This window comes from Bacillota bacterium, from assembly GCA_023511835.1.
Taxonomy (GTDB): Bacteria; Bacillota; Sulfobacillia; order JAIMAT01; family JAIMAT01; genus JAIMAT01.
The window spans coordinates 1-17,252 of the sequence record JAIMAT010000043.1 but is presented as its reverse complement, the minus strand read 5'-3'; the positions used below and the strand labels follow the sequence as shown (position 1 = coordinate 17,252).

Annotated in this window: 19 protein-coding genes and 1 tRNA gene; all 20 read right to left on the bottom strand. The window is 73.4% G+C overall.

All coding sequences use genetic code 11. The annotated features are described in order from the left end of the window. Position 1: 1 nt before the first annotated feature. Positions 2 to 78 (bottom strand) — tRNA-Pro (locus K6U79_07530). A gap of 84 nt (positions 79 to 162) precedes the next feature. Further along, the gene (gene spoIVA / locus K6U79_07525; protein MCL6522205.1) at positions 163 to 1,641 is read right to left on the bottom strand and encodes a stage IV sporulation protein A; all 1,479 of its coding nucleotides are present in this window, start codon (positions 1,639 to 1,641) and stop codon (positions 163 to 165) included. 172 nt (positions 1,642 to 1,813) lie between these two features. After that, positions 1,814 to 3,250 carry a ribosome biogenesis GTPase Der gene (der, locus tag K6U79_07520; protein ID MCL6522204.1) on the bottom strand — a complete coding sequence of 479 codons (1,437 nt, stop codon included), beginning with the start codon at positions 3,248 to 3,250 and terminating at the stop codon, positions 1,814 to 1,816. A 95-nt stretch (positions 3,251 to 3,345) separates the two neighbouring features. Continuing rightward, positions 3,346 to 3,528, bottom strand: a complete 183-nt coding sequence (locus K6U79_07515) for a hypothetical protein (protein MCL6522203.1) — start codon at positions 3,526 to 3,528, stop codon at positions 3,346 to 3,348. Positions 3,529 to 3,551: 23 nt separating this feature from the next. Then, positions 3,552 to 4,460 carry a YIEGIA family protein gene (locus K6U79_07510; protein MCL6522202.1) on the bottom strand — a complete coding sequence of 303 codons (909 nt, stop codon included), beginning with the start codon at positions 4,458 to 4,460 and terminating at the stop codon, positions 3,552 to 3,554. Between the two features lie 97 nt (positions 4,461 to 4,557). Continuing rightward, complete coding sequence (gene rpsA, locus K6U79_07505) at positions 4,558 to 6,009, bottom strand: 30S ribosomal protein S1 (protein ID MCL6522201.1); 1,452 nt, start codon at positions 6,007 to 6,009, stop codon at positions 4,558 to 4,560. Positions 6,010 to 6,135: 126 nt separating this feature from the next. Beyond that, positions 6,136 to 6,804 (bottom strand): (d)CMP kinase, encoded by a 669-nt coding sequence (cmk, locus tag K6U79_07500; GenBank protein ID MCL6522200.1) that lies wholly within the window; start codon positions 6,802 to 6,804, stop codon positions 6,136 to 6,138. 211 nt (positions 6,805 to 7,015) lie between these two features. Then, the gene (locus K6U79_07495; protein MCL6522199.1) at positions 7,016 to 7,522 is read right to left on the bottom strand and encodes a hypothetical protein; all 507 of its coding nucleotides are present in this window, start codon (positions 7,520 to 7,522) and stop codon (positions 7,016 to 7,018) included. A gap of 92 nt (positions 7,523 to 7,614) precedes the next feature. Continuing rightward, entirely contained in the window at positions 7,615 to 8,469 is an 855-nt protein-coding gene (locus K6U79_07490; GenBank protein ID MCL6522198.1) for a class II fructose-1,6-bisphosphate aldolase, read from the bottom strand. Positions 8,470 to 8,530: 61 nt separating this feature from the next. Further along, positions 8,531 to 8,839 (bottom strand): 4Fe-4S dicluster domain-containing protein, encoded by a 309-nt coding sequence (locus K6U79_07485; GenBank protein ID MCL6522197.1) that lies wholly within the window; start codon positions 8,837 to 8,839, stop codon positions 8,531 to 8,533. Next, a complete protein-coding gene (locus K6U79_07480; GenBank protein MCL6522196.1) occupies positions 8,836 to 10,131 on the bottom strand; it encodes an FAD-dependent oxidoreductase in 1,296 nt (431 codons plus the stop codon). The genes K6U79_07485 and K6U79_07480 overlap by 4 nt, the downstream gene beginning before the upstream one ends. 3 nt (positions 10,132 to 10,134) lie before the next feature. Beyond that, positions 10,135 to 11,178: an electron transfer flavoprotein subunit alpha/FixB family protein gene (locus K6U79_07475; protein ID MCL6522195.1), complete on the bottom strand. Its 1,044-nt coding sequence runs from the start codon at positions 11,176 to 11,178 to the stop codon at positions 10,135 to 10,137. A 4-nt stretch (positions 11,179 to 11,182) separates the two neighbouring features. Next, positions 11,183 to 12,022, bottom strand: a complete 840-nt coding sequence (locus tag K6U79_07470; protein ID MCL6522194.1) for an electron transfer flavoprotein subunit beta/FixA family protein — start codon at positions 12,020 to 12,022, stop codon at positions 11,183 to 11,185. 197 nt (positions 12,023 to 12,219) lie between these two features. Next, entirely contained in the window at positions 12,220 to 13,269 is a 1,050-nt protein-coding gene (locus tag K6U79_07465; GenBank protein MCL6522193.1) for a nicotinate phosphoribosyltransferase, read from the bottom strand. Further along, positions 13,256 to 13,999, bottom strand: coding sequence for an rRNA pseudouridine synthase (locus K6U79_07460; GenBank protein ID MCL6522192.1), 744 nt, complete (start codon positions 13,997 to 13,999; stop codon positions 13,256 to 13,258). Before K6U79_07460 ends, K6U79_07465 begins: the two co-directional genes overlap by 14 nt. A gap of 3 nt (positions 14,000 to 14,002) precedes the next feature. Then, positions 14,003 to 14,464, bottom strand: coding sequence for a RidA family protein (locus tag K6U79_07455; protein MCL6522191.1), 462 nt, complete (start codon positions 14,462 to 14,464; stop codon positions 14,003 to 14,005). Between the two features lie 131 nt (positions 14,465 to 14,595). Beyond that, on the bottom strand, positions 14,596 to 15,129 hold the full coding sequence (locus K6U79_07450; GenBank protein ID MCL6522190.1) for a spore maturation protein: 534 nt from the start codon (positions 15,127 to 15,129) through the stop codon (positions 14,596 to 14,598). Next, positions 15,126 to 15,725 carry a spore maturation protein gene (locus K6U79_07445; protein MCL6522189.1) on the bottom strand — a complete coding sequence of 200 codons (600 nt, stop codon included), beginning with the start codon at positions 15,723 to 15,725 and terminating at the stop codon, positions 15,126 to 15,128. The genes K6U79_07450 and K6U79_07445 overlap by 4 nt, the downstream gene beginning before the upstream one ends. 90 nt (positions 15,726 to 15,815) lie before the next feature. Beyond that, complete coding sequence (gene deoC / locus K6U79_07440) at positions 15,816 to 16,463, bottom strand: deoxyribose-phosphate aldolase (GenBank protein ID MCL6522188.1); 648 nt, start codon at positions 16,461 to 16,463, stop codon at positions 15,816 to 15,818. A 67-nt stretch (positions 16,464 to 16,530) separates the two neighbouring features. After that, positions 16,531 to 17,252: DNA polymerase (locus tag K6U79_07435; GenBank protein MCL6522187.1), on the bottom strand; the 722-nt coding region annotated here is incomplete at its 5' end.

Sequence of the window (17,252 nt, the reverse complement as noted above, 5' to 3'; positions counted from 1 at the left end):
CTGGTCGGGCCGGCCGGATTTGAACCGGCGACCTCTTGAACCCCATTCAAGCGCGCTACCAAGCTGCGCCACGGCCCGACGCAAGCCGCTGCGGCCGGATGGCCGCCCGCACCCCTGGATTCTAAGCCCGGGCGGACCGCGGCGCAAGGCGCCGTGCGGGTCTCAGAAGATGATGCAGATGAGGCCGCCGCTGCCCTCGTTGGTGATCCGCTCCAGCGTCTCGCGCAGTTTGCGTTGGGCGCTCTCGGGGATGCGGTCGAGCTTGGCCTGGACGCCTTCCTCGAGCAGCTCGTGGAGCGACTTGCCGAAGATCTCCGAGTCCCAGATCTTCGAAGGGTCGTCGGCGAACTTCTCGTTGAGGTAGCCGACCAGCTCCTCGGACTGCTGCTCGGTGCCCAGGATGGGGGTGTACTCGGCGAAGACGTCGGCGCGGATGACGTGGTATGCGGGCGCCTTGGCGCGCAGGCGGACGCCGAACTGGGCGCCGCGCTTGACCAGCTGCGGCTCCTCGAACTCCATGTCTTCGGAGGTGGGGGCGACGATGCCGTAGCCCACGTCCTGCGCCTCGCGCCAGCCGGCGGAGAGCTTGGCGAACTGGTGGCGGGCGTCCACCAGCTCGCGCATCAGGCGCATCAGCGCCGGCTTGTCGCTGACGCTGACGCCGGCGATCTCCTCCAGCACCCGGTAGAAGAGGCTCTCGGGCGCCTCCAGGGCGACGGTCACGTTGCCGGTGCCGGGCTCCATGCGCTCGATGCGCGCCTCGCTCACCTCTTCCAGGGCGGTCAGTTCGGCCACCGCCTGGTCGACGTCGCGCAGGCGGAGGACGCGGCTGCGGGCCTCCTGGACCGCCTGGTCGAGGCGGAGGCGGAGCCAGTGCGAGGGTTCCAGTTCGCGCACCCACTCCGGCGTGCGGATCTCCAGGTCGTGGACGGGGAACTCGTAGAGCAGCTCCTCCAGGATCCAGTCCAGGGCGTCGCGGTCGAGGTGGAGGGCGTCGACGGGCAGGACGGTCGCCCCGTACTCCTGTTCGAGCCGGCTGGCCAGCTCCTCGGTGGCGGGCGCCTCGGGGTGGACCGAGTTGAGGATGACCAGGAAGGGCTTGCCCAGGTCCTTCAGCTCGCTGACGGTGCGGCGCTCCGCCTCCTCGTAGCTGGCGCGCGGGATGTCGGTGATGCTGCCGTCGGTGGTGACCACCAGGCCGATGGTGGAGTGCTCGGCGATCACCCGGCGCGTCCCTTCCTCCGCCGCCTGCTCGAAGGGGATGGGCTCGCCGAACCAGGGGGTCGAGACGAGGCGGGGGCCGTCCTCTTCCATGTAGCCGATGGCGCCGTCCACCGGATAGCCGACGCAGTCGATGAAGCGGACCCGCGCGCGCAGCCGGTCGCCAACCGCGATCTCCACCGCCTCGCCGGGGATGAACTTGGGCTCGGCGGTCATGATCGTCCGGCCGGCGCCGCTCTGCGGCATCTCGTCGACGGTGCGCTGGCGCTCGTACTCGTCGGGGATGTGGGGCAGCACCAGCAGCTCGAGGAAGCGCTTGATCAGGGTGGACTTCCCGGTCCGCACGGGGCCGACCACGCCGACGTACAAGTCTCCCCCGGTCCGCTGGGCGATATCCTGGAAGATGTCGAACTCCTCCACGCGACCTCCCCCTCTTCTCTGGGACCAGGCACGCCGGGTGGCGAACCGCCGGAACCGGCGCCTCCGCGTCGTCGCGTACGCGGCCCACGCCCTCTCCGATGCTCCACCTATATGCGCCCAAGCCGGGAACATGCCGTGAGGGGGCCCCGAGGGGGAGGAGAGCGGAAGGGGCTCAGCGCCGGCTTCGGGGACCGCCCGGGCGGCGCGCCGGCTCCCCGGGGCCGGCCGCGGGGCGCGCGCCGCGGCGGGGCCGCTCGCGCCAGCGCCAGCGGACGGGGGTGCCCTCGAGGTCGACCGCCTCGCGCAGGCGGCTCTCCAGGTAGCGCTCGTAGGCCCGGTCGATCTCGCCCGGCGCGTTGCTGAAGCCCGTCAAAAGCGGCGGCTCGCTGCCGGTCTGGGTGACGTAGTAGATGCGCGTCGGCCGCCCGCCTCCCGAGGGGGGATGGTGGAGCTGGACGGCGTCGGCCACGACGCGGTTGAGGAGCGAGGTGGAGAGGCGCGCCCGGTGGTGGTCGGCGGCCCGCGCGAAGAGGGCCGGCAGGCGGTCGAGGCGCTGTCCCGTCTCGGCCGAGACGGTGACCACCGGGGCGAAGTGGAGGAAGTGGAGGCGCTCCCGCACCTGGCGGACGAAGGCCTCGGCGGTGCCGGTCTCCTTCTCGATGAGATCCCACTTGTTGACCGCGATGACGCAGGCGCGCCCCCGCTCCTCGATCAGGTCGGCGATCTTGACGTCCTGCTCGCTCACGCCCTGCGTGGCGTCCAATACCAGGCAGGCCACGTCCGCGCGCTCCAGCGCGCGTACGGTGCGCAGGGTGCTGTAGAACTCCAGCGGCTCGCGGACGCGGCTCGGGCGGCGCAGGCCGGCCGTGTCGACGAAGACGAAGGCGCGGTCGCCGGCCCGCCAGGGGACGTCGACGGCGTCGCGGGTGGTGCCGGCCAGCGGCGTCACCAGGAGGCGGGGGCTGCGCAGGATGCGGTTGATGAGCGAGGACTTGCCCACGTTGGGCCTCCCCACCACCGCCACGCGCACCGGGCGCTCGGCCGCGGCCGCCTCGCCGGCCTCGCCTTCCTCCTGCGTTCCCGCCTCCGCCGGCGGCTCGGCCGGCCGGCCGGTGCGTTCCAGCTCCTCCAGCATGCGGTCCAGCAGCTGGCCGACGCCGCGCCCGTGCTCGGCCGAGACGGCCAGCGGCTCGCCCAGCCCCAGGCGGTAGAAGTCGGCCACCAGCTCCTCCGGCAGGCCGGGGTCGAGCTTGTTGACCGCCACGAGGACGGGCTTCCCGCTCCGCCGGAGGAGCGAGGCCGCCTCCTCGTCGGCGGGCGTCCGCCCCTGCCGGCCGTCGACCAGCAGCACCAGCAGGTCGGCTTCGCGGACGGCGGCGAGCGCCATGCGGTGGACCGCCGCCGCCATGTCGCCCTCCTCCGCCGCGCCCTCCAGCCCGCCCGTGTCCAGCAGGGTGAAGCGGCGCCCGCGCCATTCCGCCTCGCCGGCGATGCGGTCGCGCGTCACGCCGGGCCGGCCCTCCACGATGGCCTGGCGCCGGCCGAGGATGCGGTTGAAGAGCGTCGACTTGCCGACGTTGGGACGTCCCACCAGGGCTACCACGGGCATGGCCTCACCTCGCCGCCCCCCGATTATACCGGCCGCGGCGCCTCCGGCTGGCTCCGGCAGGCCTGCCGGGGCGGGTCCGGCGCGCCCTCCCGGCCTTAGTGCTTGACGAGGATGAGCGTGCCGTTCCCCAGGTCGTGGGCGAAGGCGTTGAGGATGCGCGTCAGGAGAAAGGCCACCCTCTGTTGTTCTTCCTCGCTCTCCACGTAGAAGACCGGCGCCGCGCCCCCCGCCACCGCCTCCCGGCGGAGCGCCACCACGGCGACGATGGCCTCCTGGATGCGGACGTCGCCGCCTCCGGTGTTCACGCCCGCTCACCCGCCGGCAGCTGCCGGCGCCGCCCGCCGCGGCTCCGCTCCAGCACGGGCACCTTGCGCACGGCCTGGAGGATGGCCGGCAGGTCGCGCTCCATGGGGGTCAGGTAGATGCCCAGCACGCCGGTCTCCAGATTTTTCCTGGCCATGGGGACGAACTCCGGTTCGGCCACCTCGAAGCGGTAGCCGAAGAGGTGGCTGACGTCGTGCAGAATGGCCTGGCGCTGGCCGGGGTCGCTCAGGATGACGCGCGCCGCCGGCCCCCGCGGCACCACCTCGATGCCCACCCCCCAGCGGTCGATCTTCTCGCGCACCTCGCGCAGGCCGACGCTCATCATGTAGATGCCGGCCACATAGAGCCCGCCCAGCTCGTCCCAGGTGATGCGGCTCTCGCGCACCTCGCAGTAGTCGCCGACGCAGCGCCCCTGGCGGAGCAGGAGGCTGCCGGCCAGCGCCAGCGCGCCCGCCGCCACCCCCCAGCCGACGCCGGCCAGCAGGGTGACGGTGGAGACCAGGCCCGCCACCCCGATGACCAGGAAGTAGCGCGCCTCGAAGGTGCGCGCGATCCCCTCGGCGTAGGCGGGGCCGCGCGGGATCAGCTCCGTCCGGTCCACTTCCTCCAGCGTCTTCCGCTCCATGTCGCGCACCTGGCGGAACTCGGTGGCCACCAGGAGCAGGAAGGTGACCGCGGTGAACTGCTTGTCGGCCAGCGCCGGGATGGCCACGGCGCCGATGAGCGCCGCGATGAGGCCCAATCCCAGGTGGACCGTGTAGCCGGCAGGGTAGCTGGGGTAGGCGCGGTAGTCGACGACCATCATCAGGAGCCGCGTCGCCACGCCGAAGAGCCAGCCCGCCACCACCGGAGGAAGCAGGGGACCGAGGCTGCCCATGGCCGTCACGGCTCCTAGCCTCCGCCCGCGCCGCCGCCGCTATGCGGCGAAGGGGGACCGGTCGCCCGGTCCCCCTCCCTCGCCTCGGCCGCCGGGCGGCCCGGCGCTACTCGCCGCCGCCCTGCCCGTTTCGGCGCTCCTCGTCCTCCAGGTCGTGCTTGGTCCTCGCCAGCAGGTCGCCGAACATGTCGCCGATGGTGACGCCGCGGCCCCCGCTGGCGAAGTCGCCGTGCGCCTCGCCGCGCTGGCGTCCCCGCTCGCCCCGCTCGCGGCGCTCGCCCCGCTCCCGCCGGGCGGGCGCCGGCCGCTCCCAGTCGTCGGGGTAGAGCGCCTCGCGGATGCTGAGGCTGATGCGCCGCTCCTCGGGCTGGACCTTGAGCACCTTCACCTTCACCTGCTCGCCCTCGCTCACCACCTCGCGGGGGTCGTCGACGTGGTGGTCGGCCAGCTGGGAGATGTGGACCAGCCCCTCCACGCCCGGCTCCAGCTCGACGAAGGCGCCGAAGGAAGCGATGCGCATCACGGTGCCGTCCACCACGCTCCCGATGGGATAGCGCAGCTCCACGTTCTCCCACGGGTCGGGCAGGAGCTCCTTCAGGCCCAGCGAGATGCGCTCGCGCTCCCGGTCCAGGCGCAGCACCTTGACGTCCAGCTCGTCGCCCACCGAGAGCACGTCCGAGGGGTGCTTGACGCGGCCCCAGCCCATCTCGGAGACGTGCAGCAGGCCGTCCACTCCGCCCAGGTCGATGAAGGCGCCGAAGTCGGTCAGCCCCTTGACCACCCCGTGGACGACCTGCCCCTCCTCCAGCTTCGACCAGACCTCCTCGCGCGCGCGCTGGTACTCCTCCTCCAGCACCACCTTGCGCGATAGGATCACCCGGTTCTTGCCCCGGTCCAGCTCGATCACCTTGGCGCGCAGCGTCTGCCCGACGTAGGGCGAGAGGTCGTTGACGAAGCCGCGCTCGACGTGGGAGGCGGGCATGAAGGCGCGCACGCCCACGTCCAGCACCAGACCGCCTTTCACCTGCTCCGTCACCTTGGCCTCGATGACGGTGCCGTTCTCGTACTCCTCCTGCAGGCGGCGCCAGGCCTGGCGGGCCCGTGCGCGCTTCTGCGAGAGGATGGGGTTGCTCTCGTCCACGTTGAGCACGTAGGCGAGGATCTTGTCACCTTCGTGGAAGCTCTCCTGCAGCGAGGCGCCGCCGGGCAGCCAGATCTCGTTGAGAGGGATGAAGCCGGAGGATTTGGCATGAACGTCGACCCAGAGCCCGTCGTCGCTGACCCGCTCGACCACCGCCTCCCGGACCTCGCCCGGCCGGAGCGGCGCCCCCGCGTACTCCAGCTCCGCCCGCTCGACCTCCTCCTGGGAGGCGGTCGCCTCCGCCTCGCCGGAAGCGGCCTCGGCTCCGCTCCCCTCCGCGGCCGAGGTCACGCCCTCGCCCGGCGCCGCCGCCTCGGGGCTCCCCGCCCCCGGCAGCGAGGTTTCCACGGCCGCGCTCACCTCGCGCGACCCCTCCTCCATCTCCTGTTGAGAAAACTCGAACCCATCCGACGCCATCGTCGCGTTAAACCTCCTCGGATACCCACCCGGCCGTCGCCTTGAGCCGCTCCGGCCGGGGGCGATGCCCCTGATCGCCAGAATTCCCGGGGGCCGCGTCGCCACGCATGGGCCTTCCGCCCCGGCTCAGCGATCGCGCCGTTGCGCGCCCAGCTGACGACAGCGGTCCAAAATCAGCTGAACCACGCCGTTGACCGTCATCCCCGTCGTGTCAAGCACCAGCGCGTCCGGCGCCGGCCGCAACGGCGCCACCTCCCGGCCACTGTCCATCGCGTCCCGTCTCCGGATCTCCTCCGCCACCTCCCCCAGGTTCATCCGGTAGCCTTCCCGCTCGAGCTGGCGCAGGCGCCGCCGCGCCCGCTCCTCCACCGAGGCGGTGAGGAAGACCTTGCAGTCCGCGTCCGGGACCACGTGCGTCCCCGTATCCCGCCCGTCCAGCACGACGCCGCCCGCGGCGGCCAGCCGCCGCTGGAGCGCCACCAGCACGCGCCGTACCTGGGCGTGGGCGGCGACGGTGGAGACCACCGCCTCCACCTCGGGCGAGCGCAGGCGGCCGGTGACGTCCCGGCCGTCGAGGAGGAGCCGCAGCCGCCCGCCGCGGGGCCGGACGTCCACCCGGCCGGCCACCCGGCCCACCGCCTCGCCGTCGCCGGGGGCGATCCCCGCCTCCAGCGTGGCCAGAGCCACCGCCCGGTACATGGCACCGGTGTCAATGTACGTGTAGCCGAGCGCCGCGGCGACGGAGCGGGCCACCGTGCTCTTCCCGGCCCCGGCCGGACCGTCGATGGCGATCACCGGCCGGCGACGGGGCTGCCGGCGCGCCGGGGAGCCCGCACTCCCGGCGGAGGCCGGTGCAAAAGAAAAACGCCCCTCTCGGCTCGAGGGGTGCTTCGCCTTCTCCTCCGCTTTTCCTCTCTCCCGGGAGGACACCCGTCCACTCCACCTGCCACCGGTGAGGCCTTGCGGGCCCGGAGCCGCCGCCCGCGCGCAGTCCTCACGCAGTCTATCACCGCGGCCATTCGCCGACAACCACGTCCAGGCGAAGGCTCTCGCCGGGGCGGAGCCGGACCGTCGTCCCTGTGGCCGGGCGGAGCAGGCCGGGCGAGGTGCGCGTGACCACCACCCGCAGGGAGCGGGCGGCGCGGGCGGCCAGGCGCAGCTCCAGCGCCGCACCGGCCGGCGGCTCCAGGAGCAGCGTCGGCTGGAGGAAGGCGCCCAGTCGCCGTCCGCCCGCCCAGACCGTGAGCTCCGGCGCCCGCGGCGCGTCCAGAAGGAGCAGCTCCATCCAGACCCGCGAGCCGCCCGGGGCGCCGCCCGCGGGCGGCGCCAGCGCCGGCTCCGCGGGAGCTGCCACGGCCGGCCAGACGCCGGCGTCCAGCCCCTGATTGAAGAGAGCCCAGAGGTTGGCCTGGGCGTCGTAGCGGACGCTCTGCACCGCCGCGGCCAGGGCGAGGGCCACCAGGACCAGGCGAAGGACGGCGCCCCGGCCGGGGAGTCCGCGTGCGGCACGCATGGCATCGCCCCCGACAGCCTATGCGACGCCCGGGCGCTCCATCCCGCCCGCCTCTCTGGCGGGAGCGCGGGCCGCGGGGCGCCCGGGACGCCTCAGGCCCGCCCGGAGGAGCCGAAGAGGCGCATCTTCTCCTGCACCTTGGCCTGCATCGCCTGGCGTGCGGGCGCCAGGATCTTTCGCGGGTCGATCTCGTCCGGATGTCCGGGCAGCCAGCTGCGCAGGGTGGCGCTGAAGGCCTGGCGGAGCTCGGTGTCGATGTTGATCTTGCGGACGCCGTGGCGGACGGCCTCGCGGATCTGATCGTCGGGGACGCCCGAGGAGCCGTGCAGGACCAGCGGCACGGGGACGCGCCGGCGGATGGCCTCCAGGCGCCGGAAGTCCAGGTGCGGCTCGCGGCGGTAGACGCCGTGGGCGGTGCCCACGGCCACCGCCAGGGCGTCGACGCCGGTCTCCCGGGCGAAGGACTCGGCCTGGGCGGGATCGGTGTAGAGCGCCTCCTGCTCGCTCACCGAGACCATGTCCTCCGTGCCGGCGATGGTGCCCAGCTCGCCCTCCACGGAGACGCCCACCGCGTGGGCCATCTCCACGATGCGGCGCGTGGCGGCCGCGTTCTCCGCGTAGGGGAGCTTGGAGCCGTCGAACATCAGGCTGGTGTAGCCGGCCCGCAGGCAGGCGACGGCGATGGCGAAGTCGGTCCCGTGGTCCAGGTGGAGCGCCACGGGGACGGTCGCTTCCTCGGCCGCCGTGCGGATCATGGCGGCGAGCAGGCGGAGGCCCGCGTACTGGAGAGCGCCCTGGCTGGTCTGGACGATGACCGGCGAGCGCTCCGCCTCCGCCGCCGCCAGGATGGCCTGGAGGATCTCCAGGTTGTTGCAGTTGAAGGCGCCCACCGCGTAGCCGCCGGCCTCGGCCGCCCGCAGGAGTTCGGCGCTGGTCACCAGGGGCACGCTCCACCCTCCCCGGCCCCTCCGCGCTGCCTTGCCGGCCGGTGCACGGCCGGCAAGGCGTTCAGCCCAGGCGGAACTGGACCCCGAAGCCGCCGCGCGGGTAGAGCCACTCGATATTGCGGTAGGGGCAGCCCATGCGGCAGGCGCCGCACTCCAGGCAGCCCTCGAAGGCGACCAGGGTCATCTTCCGTTCCTCGTCCCACTCGTATACCGCCGCCGGGCAGAAGACCAGGCACGGCTTCTCGGCGCAGTGGCGGCAGACCTCCTGGTCCTTGATGATCAGGTGCGGCTGGTCGTCCGCCCGGAAGCGGGTCCGGTAGAGCTTCGCCTCGATGTCCGAACGGGTCGCCAGAAGCTCTTGCTGGGTCATGCCAGAGCCCTCCAAGCGCGGACCAGGTCCAGCCCGACCCGCCAGAGCGAGCGCTCGCCGCGGATCTGGTCCAGAAGCCCGCGCACGTGTTCGGCCTTCGGCCTCAGGTCGACCGTGAAGAGCTGCCGCGCCACGCGGTTGGCCAGCCGCGGGTAGAAGTCGAAGTACTGCTCGTTCCGCGAGAAGAAGGTGCCGACGCGGCTGAACTGCTTCAGGTCGCGAAGGACGAAGGAGTCCTCCAGCCGGTCGCGGTAGCGGGAGAGCGTCTTCTCGGAGAAGTCGCCCTTCTCCAGAGCCTCCAGGATGGTCTGGCCGGCCAGCTTGCCGGAGACCATGGCCAGGTCGGTCCCCTCCATGGTGACCGCGTTGACCATGGCCGCCGAGTCGCCGGCCACCAGCACGCCGTCGCCGTAGAGCCTGGGCATGGCGCGGTAGCCGCCCTCGGGGATGAGGTGCGCGCTGTACTCGCGCAGCTCGCCGCCCTTCAGGAGCGGGGCCACCGACGGGTGCGCCTTCACCTTCTCCAGGAGGTGGTTGGGGTTCTCCCGCCGCGCCCGCAGGTCGGAGAGGAGGACGGCGGTCCCGATGGAGATGGAATCGGCGTTGGTGTAGAGGAAGGCGGAGCCCATGGAGCCGCCCGTGGCCAGCCCGCCCATCATCTCCACCGCCGTCCCCTCGTTCTCCGTCAGGCCGAAGCGCTCTTCGATGACCCCCTTGGGGAGCTGGATCACTTCCTTGACGCCCAGCACCACCTCGTCGGCCTGCCAGTCCCGTCCCAGGCCGGCCTTCTGCACCAACAGGGCGTTGACACCCTGGGCGATGAGGACCACCGGCGCCTCGATCTCGCCGTCGGGGCGGGAGGTGACGACGCCGCGGATGGCGCGGCCGTGGCGGAGCACGTCGACGACGGTGGTCTGGGTGATCACCCGCGCGCCCGCCTTCTCCACCTTGCCCGCGAACCAGGCGTCGAACTTGGCGCGCAGCACCGACCAGGCGTTGGGCGCCTCGCGCCAGCCCGCATCCTCGTAGGCCACCTTGAGCGCCGAGCGCTCGTCCAGGAACCAGTACTCATGGTGGCCGATCTTCCGCTCCAGCGGCGCCTCGGCCGCGAAGCCCGGGATCACCCACTCCGTCGGCTCATGGTAGATGACGCCGCCGAACATGTTCTTGGCGCCGGCATAGTCGCCGCGCTCCACCACCGCCACCTTGACGCCGGCCTGGGCCAGCACCCAGGCGGCCGACAGCCCCGCCGGCCCCCCGCCCACGATCACGGCATCGAAGCGAATCGCCATGGCTTACCCTCCCACCGTCTCGAGTACCGCCCGGCGCCCGCGCTGGCGCACGGCCTGCGTGAGGGCGGGGACCACCTTGAAGAGGTCGCCCACGATGCCCACGTGCGCCACCTGGAAGATGGGCGCCTTGGGATCGGCGTTGATGGCGACGATGGTGCCGGACTGCATCATGCCCACCACATGCTGGATGGCGCCGGAGATGCCCACCGCCACATAGAGCTTGGGCCGCACGGTGATGCCCGTCTGGCCGATCTGGCGCGCCTTGGGCAGCCAGCCCGCGTCGCAGACCGGGCGCGAGCCGGCCACCTGGCCGCCCAGCGCCTCGGCCAGCTCCTCCACCAGGTAGAGGTTGGCCTTGGAGCCGATGCCCCGGCCCGCGGCCACGATGACGTCGGCCTCGTCGAGGATGCGGCTCTCGTTGCTCTCCTCCACCACCCGGAGCACGCGCGTGGGCGCGTCCGCGCCGACGTCGCCCACCTCCAGGCGGATCACCTCGCCGGTCCGGCCGGGTACCGGCTCGGGCCGCGGCATCACCTTGGGGCGGACGGTGGCCATCTGCGGCCGCCAGCGCGCGCTGGTGATGGTGGCCAGCTGCTGCCCGCCGAAGGTGGGGCGCGTGGCCAGGAGCATCCGCTTCTCCACGTCCATCTCCAGCTGGGTGGTGTCGGCGGTCAGGCCGCAGGCCAGGTCGGTGGCCACCGTGCTGGCCAGGTCGCGCCCCTGGGTGGTGGCCGGGAGGAGGAAGATCTCCGGCTTCCTCTCCAGGACCAGGTCGACCACCAGGCGCCCGTAGACCTCGGTGCGGAACTCGGCCAGCTCCGGGTGCTCGGCGACGAAGGCCTTGTCCGCTCCGAAGGCGAAGGCCTGCTCGGCGTAGCGGCCCACGCCGTCGCCGATGAGGACGACGGCCACATAGGTGTCGACGGCGTCGGCCAGGCGGCGGGCCGCGCCTACCAACTCCCAGGTGACCGGGCTCACCTCGCCGCGCCGCTGCTCGGCGTAGACCCAGATCCCCCGCCACTCGTCGAGGTTGACGTTCTTGGGCATCGCCTCAGGCCTCCTTCGCGCCGGCGAGCTCGAAGCCCGGGATCTTCTCCTGCTCGATGAGGAAGTCCACCAGGGCGGCGGCCGCCGTCTCCGGCTCGCCCTCGAAGAACCGGCAGCTACCGGCGCGCGGCTCCGGTACGAAGCTCTTGGAGACGATGGTGGGCGAGCCCTTCAGGCCGCACTGCTCCGGGTCGGCGCCCACGTCGTCCACCGTCCAGGTGGTCACCTCGGCCTCCTGGGCGGCCAGCAGCGCCGGCAGCGGCGCGTAGCGCACCCGGTTCAGGTCGGCCGAACAGGTGAGCACCGCCGGCAGCCGGGACTCCAGGGTGACGGTGGCACCCTCCACGTGGCGGCGCACCACGATGCGCCGCGCCTGGAAGTCGACCGACTCCACGGCGGTGACGTAGCTGAGGAGCGGCACCTTCAGGCGCCGGGCCAAGCCCGGCCCCACCTGGCCGGTGTCGCCGTCCAGGGCGTAACGGCCGGTCAGCACCACGTCCACGGGGCCGCGCTCGCGCTCGATCTTCTGGATCGCCGTCCAGAGCGCGTAGGTGGTGGCGAAGGTGTCGGCGGCGGCGAAGCGCCGGTCGGTCAGGAGAATGCCCTCGTCGGCCCCCAGCGCCAGGCACTCGCGCAACGCCGAGGCGGCGAAGTTGGGGCCCATGGTCAGCACCGTCACGCGGCCGCCGAAGCGGTCGCGGAACTCCAGCGCCGCCTCCAGGGCGTGGAGGTCCTCCGGGTTGACGATGTTGGGCACGCCCCGGCGGTCGAGCGTCCCCGTCACGGGATCGATGCGGACCTCGGTGGTGTCGGGCACCTGCTTGATGCAGACCACGGCGTGCATGTGAATCCCTTCACTTTCTCGCCCGCACGACGGGCGCGGATTCGATGCTAAGTGGAGTCTAATCCAGCCTGGAGCCCGCGTCATCGCGGAGCCGGATGAAAAATCGCTCCAGGCCGTAGCCCGGAAGGGTGAGGGCCGGCCCTCCGCCTTAGCCCGCCGGGGCGCGGCCGCGGCCGCGCGGCCCCGCGGTAGCGGGATCAGAGGCGGCGCACCAGGCGCGGGTTGGGCGTCACGCCCGGGATGCGGCCGCGCTTGGCCACCGGGCGCCCCTCCACTTCCTTGACGTCCATGGTCATGTCCAGCGGCGGCGCGGCCGCGATGTAGCTGCCGACGCCGAAGCCGTCGGCGCCGGCCTCGGCCAGGGAGCGGACGCGCTCCTCGTTGAGGCCGCCGGAGACGAAGATGCCCACGTGGCGGAACCCTTCCTGGTCGAGGCGGGCGCGCAGCTCGCGGACCAGGTCGGGCGTGACGCTGCCGCGCTCGGACGGCGTGTCCAGGCGGACCGCCTGCAGGCGCTCGCCCAGGGCGCGGGCGATGCGGAGCGTCTCCTCGGCCTCGTCGTGGAAGGTGTCGACCAGGATGGTGCGCGACTCGCCGGGCGGCATGAGGCGGTCGTAGGCCTCGGCCACGCGGAGCGTGTCGCCGGCGATGAGGATGGCGGCGTGCGGGATGGTGCCCATGGGCTGCCGGCCGGCCTGGCGCGCGGCGAGGATGCAGCTGACGCCGTCGGCGCCCCCCACCAGCGCGGCCCGCTCCATCACCGGGGCGACGGCGGGGTGGACGTGGCGCGCGCCGAAGCAGATGACCGGCTTCCCGCCGGCCGCCTCCTTGATGCGGCGGGCGGCCGTCGCCCAGCCGCTGGAGGAGGCGAGGATGCCGAGGAGCGCGGTCTCGTAGATGCCGAAGGCGCTGTAGGCGCCGCGGATGCGCATCACCACCTCCTTGGCCTCCACCGTCTCGCCCTCCGGGAGCGCCTCGACGGAGAGGCCCGGCACCCGGCGCAGCAGGTTGAGCGCCTCCTCCACGCCGGCCAGGACGCCGGCGCGGTTGGCGAAGATCTCGGCGGCTACGGGCGTCTCCGCGCGCCCCAGCGATTCGAGGATCATCTGCGTCTTGACGAAGTAGACGTCGGAGGTGGCGCCGGAGAGGATCTCGGCGTGCTCGGCCGAGAAGAGCCGGTCCGGGCGCGGCGCCAGCGCGCGGACGTCGTCCAGGGTGCGCAGCCTCTGCGGGTTACCGTCGTTCATGGGCTTCCTCCTCCTGGCGCTCGGGCAGGCCGAGCTCTCGCAGCTCGCGCCGGGTCAGGGGCCGCCATCCCCCCGGGGGCAGATCGCCGAGCTCGACGGGCCCCTCGGCGACGCGCACCAGCCGCCGCACCGGATGGCCGACGGCGGCCAGCATGCGGCGGACCTCCCGCTTGCGGCCCTCGCTCACCTCCACCCCGACCAGCGCGCGGTCGCCGCGGCGCTCCAGCAGGCGGACGGCCTCGGCGCGCGCGGGGCCGTCGGAGAGGAGGACGCCGTCGCGGAGGCGCGCCAGCGCCCCGGGTGAGGGGAGCCCTTCCACCTCCGCGTGGTAGCGCTTCCTGACGCCGAAGCGCGGGTGCATCAGGCGGTGGGCCAAGGCGCCGTCGTTGGTGAGGATGAGGAGGCCGCTGGAGTCGTAGTCCAGGCGACCCACGGGGTAGAGCCGCGCGGGCAGGCCGCGCAGCAGGTCGCCCAGGCAGGGACGCCCCTGGGGGTCGTGGAGCGTGGTGACGACGCCCTCCGGCTTGTGGAAGGCGTAATAGTAGAAGCGAACGCGCCCGAGGAGGCGCCCGTCGACGCAGATCTCGTCGCGCTCCGGGTCGACCATCTGGCCGACGGCAGCCACCTGGCCGTTGACGGTGACGCGGCCCTGGGCGATCAGCCGTTCGGCCTTGCGCCGGGAGGCGACCGAGGCGCGCGAGAGCACCTTCTGCAAGCGCTCCAGGGCCAAGGGCTAATCCGCGACCTCCACCAGCAGCTCGACTTCGACCGACGCGTCGAGGGGCAGCTCGGCGGTGCCCACGGCGCTGCGCGCGTGCGCGCCCGCCTCCCCGAAGATCTGACCGAGCAGCTCGGAGGCGCCGTTGGCCACCTTGGGCTGCTCGTGGAAACCCGGCGCGCTCTGGACGTAGACGGTCAGCCGGAGCACGCGGCGGATACGGTCGAGCCCGCCGGCCGCCTCGGCGGCGGCGGCCAAGGCGTTGAGCGCCGCCAGGCGCGCCGCCTCGTAGCCCTCCTCGGGCGTCCGCTCGCCCCCCACCTTGCCGCGGTAGCGCAGCTCCCCCTGGACGGAGGGGAGCTGGCCGCTGGTCCAGACCCAGGCGCCCGAGCGCACCGCCGGCACGTAGGCGGCGACGGGCTTGGGCACGGGAGGAAGCTCAATCCCCAGCTCGCGGAGCCTCTCGCTCCAGCTCACTCTCCCACCTCGCTCTCCCCCGGCCGCATCCCCGCTCCGGCCAGGGCATGCCAAGTCAGGGGCATTCTAGCATGCGCAAGAGGCCGGCCGGGCCCGCGTGCGCCGCCGGCCTCCGATCAGCCGGAGCGCCCTCAGCTCCCGAAGAGCCAGCGGACCACCAGCGCCGCCGCGAGGAAGCCCACCCCGTCCGCGATCAGGCCTGCCGCCAGCGCGTGGCGGCTGCGGGTGACGCCCACCGAGCCGAAATAGAGGCTGAGAATGTAGAAGGTGGTGTCCGTGCTGCCGGTGATCACCGACGCCAGGCGCCCGACGTAGGAGTCGGGCCCCCAGCGGTGGAGGAGCTCGGTGGTCAGCGCCAGCGCCCCGTTGCCCGACAGCGGCCGGATGATCATCAGCGGCAAGATCTCCGGCGGGATGCCCAGCGGCCCCAGGAGCGGCCGCAGGTAGTGGGTGGCCAGCTCCAGGGCGCCGGAGGCGCGGAAGAGGCCGATGGCCACGAAGATGGAGACGATGTAGGGCAGGATGCGGATGGCCAGGCTCAGCCCCTCCCGCCCCCCGTCGATGAAGGCGCCGTAGACGTCGACGCCGCGCAGGTAGCCGTAGAGCGGGATGAAGGCGAGCAGGAAGGGAACCGTCCAGCGCGCCAGCAGGTCCAGCGGGTTCATGGCCGGCGGGGTGACTTCCTCCGCTCCCTGGAGCGGAAGGCGGCGTCGGCGCTCAGGCCGGCCAGGGTGGCGGCCAGCGAGACCACCAGGGTGGCGCCCACGATCTCCGCCGGGTGGCGCGAACCGGCCTGGGCGCGGAGGCCGATCATCATGGCGGGGACGAGCGAGAAGCCGCCCGTGTTCAGCACCAGGAAGGTGATCATGGCGTCGCTGGCCCGGCTCTTCTCCGGGTTGAGCGCCTGCAGCTCCTTCATGGCGCGGAGCCCGAAGGGGGTGGCGGCCGAGCCGAGGCCGAGGAGGTTGGCGCCCAGGTTCATCATCATGGCGCCCATGGCGGGGTGGTCCGGCGGGACGCCGGGGAAGAGCGGCCCGACGAGCGGCCGCATCACCCGGCCCAGCGCCTCGATGAGGCCGGCACGCTCGGCGATGCGGGAGAGGCCGAGCCAGAGGATCATCACGCCCGCCAGGGCGACGGCCGTCTCCACGGCCGCCGAGGCGGAGCGGATGGCCACATCGGTGACCGCGTCCACCTGGCCTCGCAGCGCCGCCACCACCACTCCGGAGAGGATGAGCCCCAGCCAGACGAGGTTGAGCATGCCTCCCCGCCCCCCGCGCGACTTCTATGTCGGCGCCCGTCGCGCCAGCACGGTGCGCGCAGGGGGGCGGCCCTCCGGAGGCCGCGAGGCTCAGCCGGGCAGCGCCTCCAGCTCGCGGGCGATGGCGGCGCCGTGGCTGGTGCCGAAGCGGTCGGCGCCGGCCTCGCCGAGCGCCAGCAGGTCGGCGAGGCTCCGGATGCCGCCGGCGGCCTTGATGCCCAGGCGGTCGCCGACGCGCGCCCGCAGGCGGCGGACCACCGCCACGCTGGCGCCGCCCGGGCCGAAGCCGGTGGAGGTCTTGACGTAGCGGGCGCCGGCGCGCTCGGCCAGGTCGCAGCCGCGGTCCATGGCCGCTTCGTCCAGCGCCCCTGTCTCCAGGATGCACTTGACGGGGACGCCGGCGGCCACCACCGCGCGGATCTCCTCCTCCACCAGGCGGTCCAGGCCGGCGCGGAGCGCGCCGTAGGCGATCACCATGTCCAGCTCGTCGGCACCGTCGGCGACCGCGCGGCGGGCCTCGAGGGCCTTCACCTGGGCGGTCTCGGCGCCGTGCGGGAAGCCGACCACGGAGACCGCGCGCACACCTGTTCCGCGGAGGCGGGCCGCCGCGCGGGCCACCCAGAGCGGCTGGACGCAGACGGCGCCCAGCCGGTGGGCGACGGCCTCGTCGCAGAGGCGGTCGATCTCGGCGGGGCCGCCCTCCGGGCGGAGGTAGGTGTGGTCGATGCGGGCGAGGATCTCCTCCCTCTCCCGGGGGCTGAGCGGCGGCGACGACGACACGGGGACCCTCCTCCCCGGCTCCCCCTCAGACCTCCGGCGCGACGGGAAGCCGGCTGCGCGCGGACCAGAAGCCCGTCCAGGCCCGGCCGCCGCCCCGCTCCAGCAGGGCGGGGACGGTGACGAGCGTGTAGCCCGCGCCCTCCGGGGGGATCTCCGCCGCCAGGCGCGCGACTTCCTGCCAGTCGAGGGGGAAGGAGACGGGCGCGCCGGGACGGGGGCGGGGCGAGAAGACGGCCGCCATGGTGCGCCCGGGACCGTTCTGCAGGAAGTCGACGTAGACCCGCGGGCCGCGCCGCGCCACCGCCCGCTCCAGCGTCACCCGGCCGGGCCAGCGGCGGAGCGCCAGCTCGCCCAGCGAGCGGACGAAGCGCTGCACCTGCCGCTCGTCGTAGCGCGGCTCCAGCGGGAGGTAGAGGTGGAGGCCGCGGCCGCCGGAGAGCTTGGGGAAGGCGGGCAGGCCCAGCGCCTCCAGGAGCGGGCGCAGGTCGAGGGCCAGCTCCAGCGCCTCGCCGAGGCCCAGGGGTGGCTGCGGGTCGAGGTCGATCACGGCCCAGTCGGGCCGGTCGGGGTGCTCCAGGGGCGCGTTCCAGGGGTGGAACTCGATCACCGCCTGACTGCCCAGCCAGAGAAGCGTGGGCAGGTCGTCGCAGACGACGTAGCGGATCGCCCGGCGCGCGCCGAGGGTGGCCGTCCGCACCCAGGCGGGGCGCCCGGGCGGCGCTTCCTTCTGGTAGAAGCCGGGGCTCT

Coding starts and splice junctions, on each gene's coding strand:
- K6U79_07465 (MCL6522193.1), bottom strand. CDS start 13,269: ATGAACGACGGTAACCCGCAGAGGCTGCGCACCCTGGACGACGTCCGC.
- K6U79_07495 (MCL6522199.1), bottom strand. CDS start 7,522: ATGCGTGCCGCACGCGGACTCCCCGGCCGGGGCGCCGTCCTTCGCCTG.
- K6U79_07470 (MCL6522194.1), bottom strand. CDS start 12,022: ATGCACGCCGTGGTCTGCATCAAGCAGGTGCCCGACACCACCGAGGTC.
- K6U79_07475 (MCL6522195.1), bottom strand. CDS start 11,178: ATGCCCAAGAACGTCAACCTCGACGAGTGGCGGGGGATCTGGGTCTAC.
- K6U79_07485 (MCL6522197.1), bottom strand. CDS start 8,839: ATGACCCAGCAAGAGCTTCTGGCGACCCGTTCGGACATCGAGGCGAAG.
- der (MCL6522204.1), bottom strand. CDS start 3,250: ATGCCCGTGGTAGCCCTGGTGGGACGTCCCAACGTCGGCAAGTCGACG.
- K6U79_07480 (MCL6522196.1), bottom strand. CDS start 10,131: ATGGCGATTCGCTTCGATGCCGTGATCGTGGGCGGGGGGCCGGCGGGG.
- K6U79_07445 (MCL6522189.1), bottom strand. CDS start 15,725: ATGCTCAACCTCGTCTGGCTGGGGCTCATCCTCTCCGGAGTGGTGGTG.
- rpsA (MCL6522201.1), bottom strand. CDS start 6,009: ATGGCGTCGGATGGGTTCGAGTTTTCTCAACAGGAGATGGAGGAGGGG.
- K6U79_07450 (MCL6522190.1), bottom strand. CDS start 15,129: ATGAACCCGCTGGACCTGCTGGCGCGCTGGACGGTTCCCTTCCTGCTC.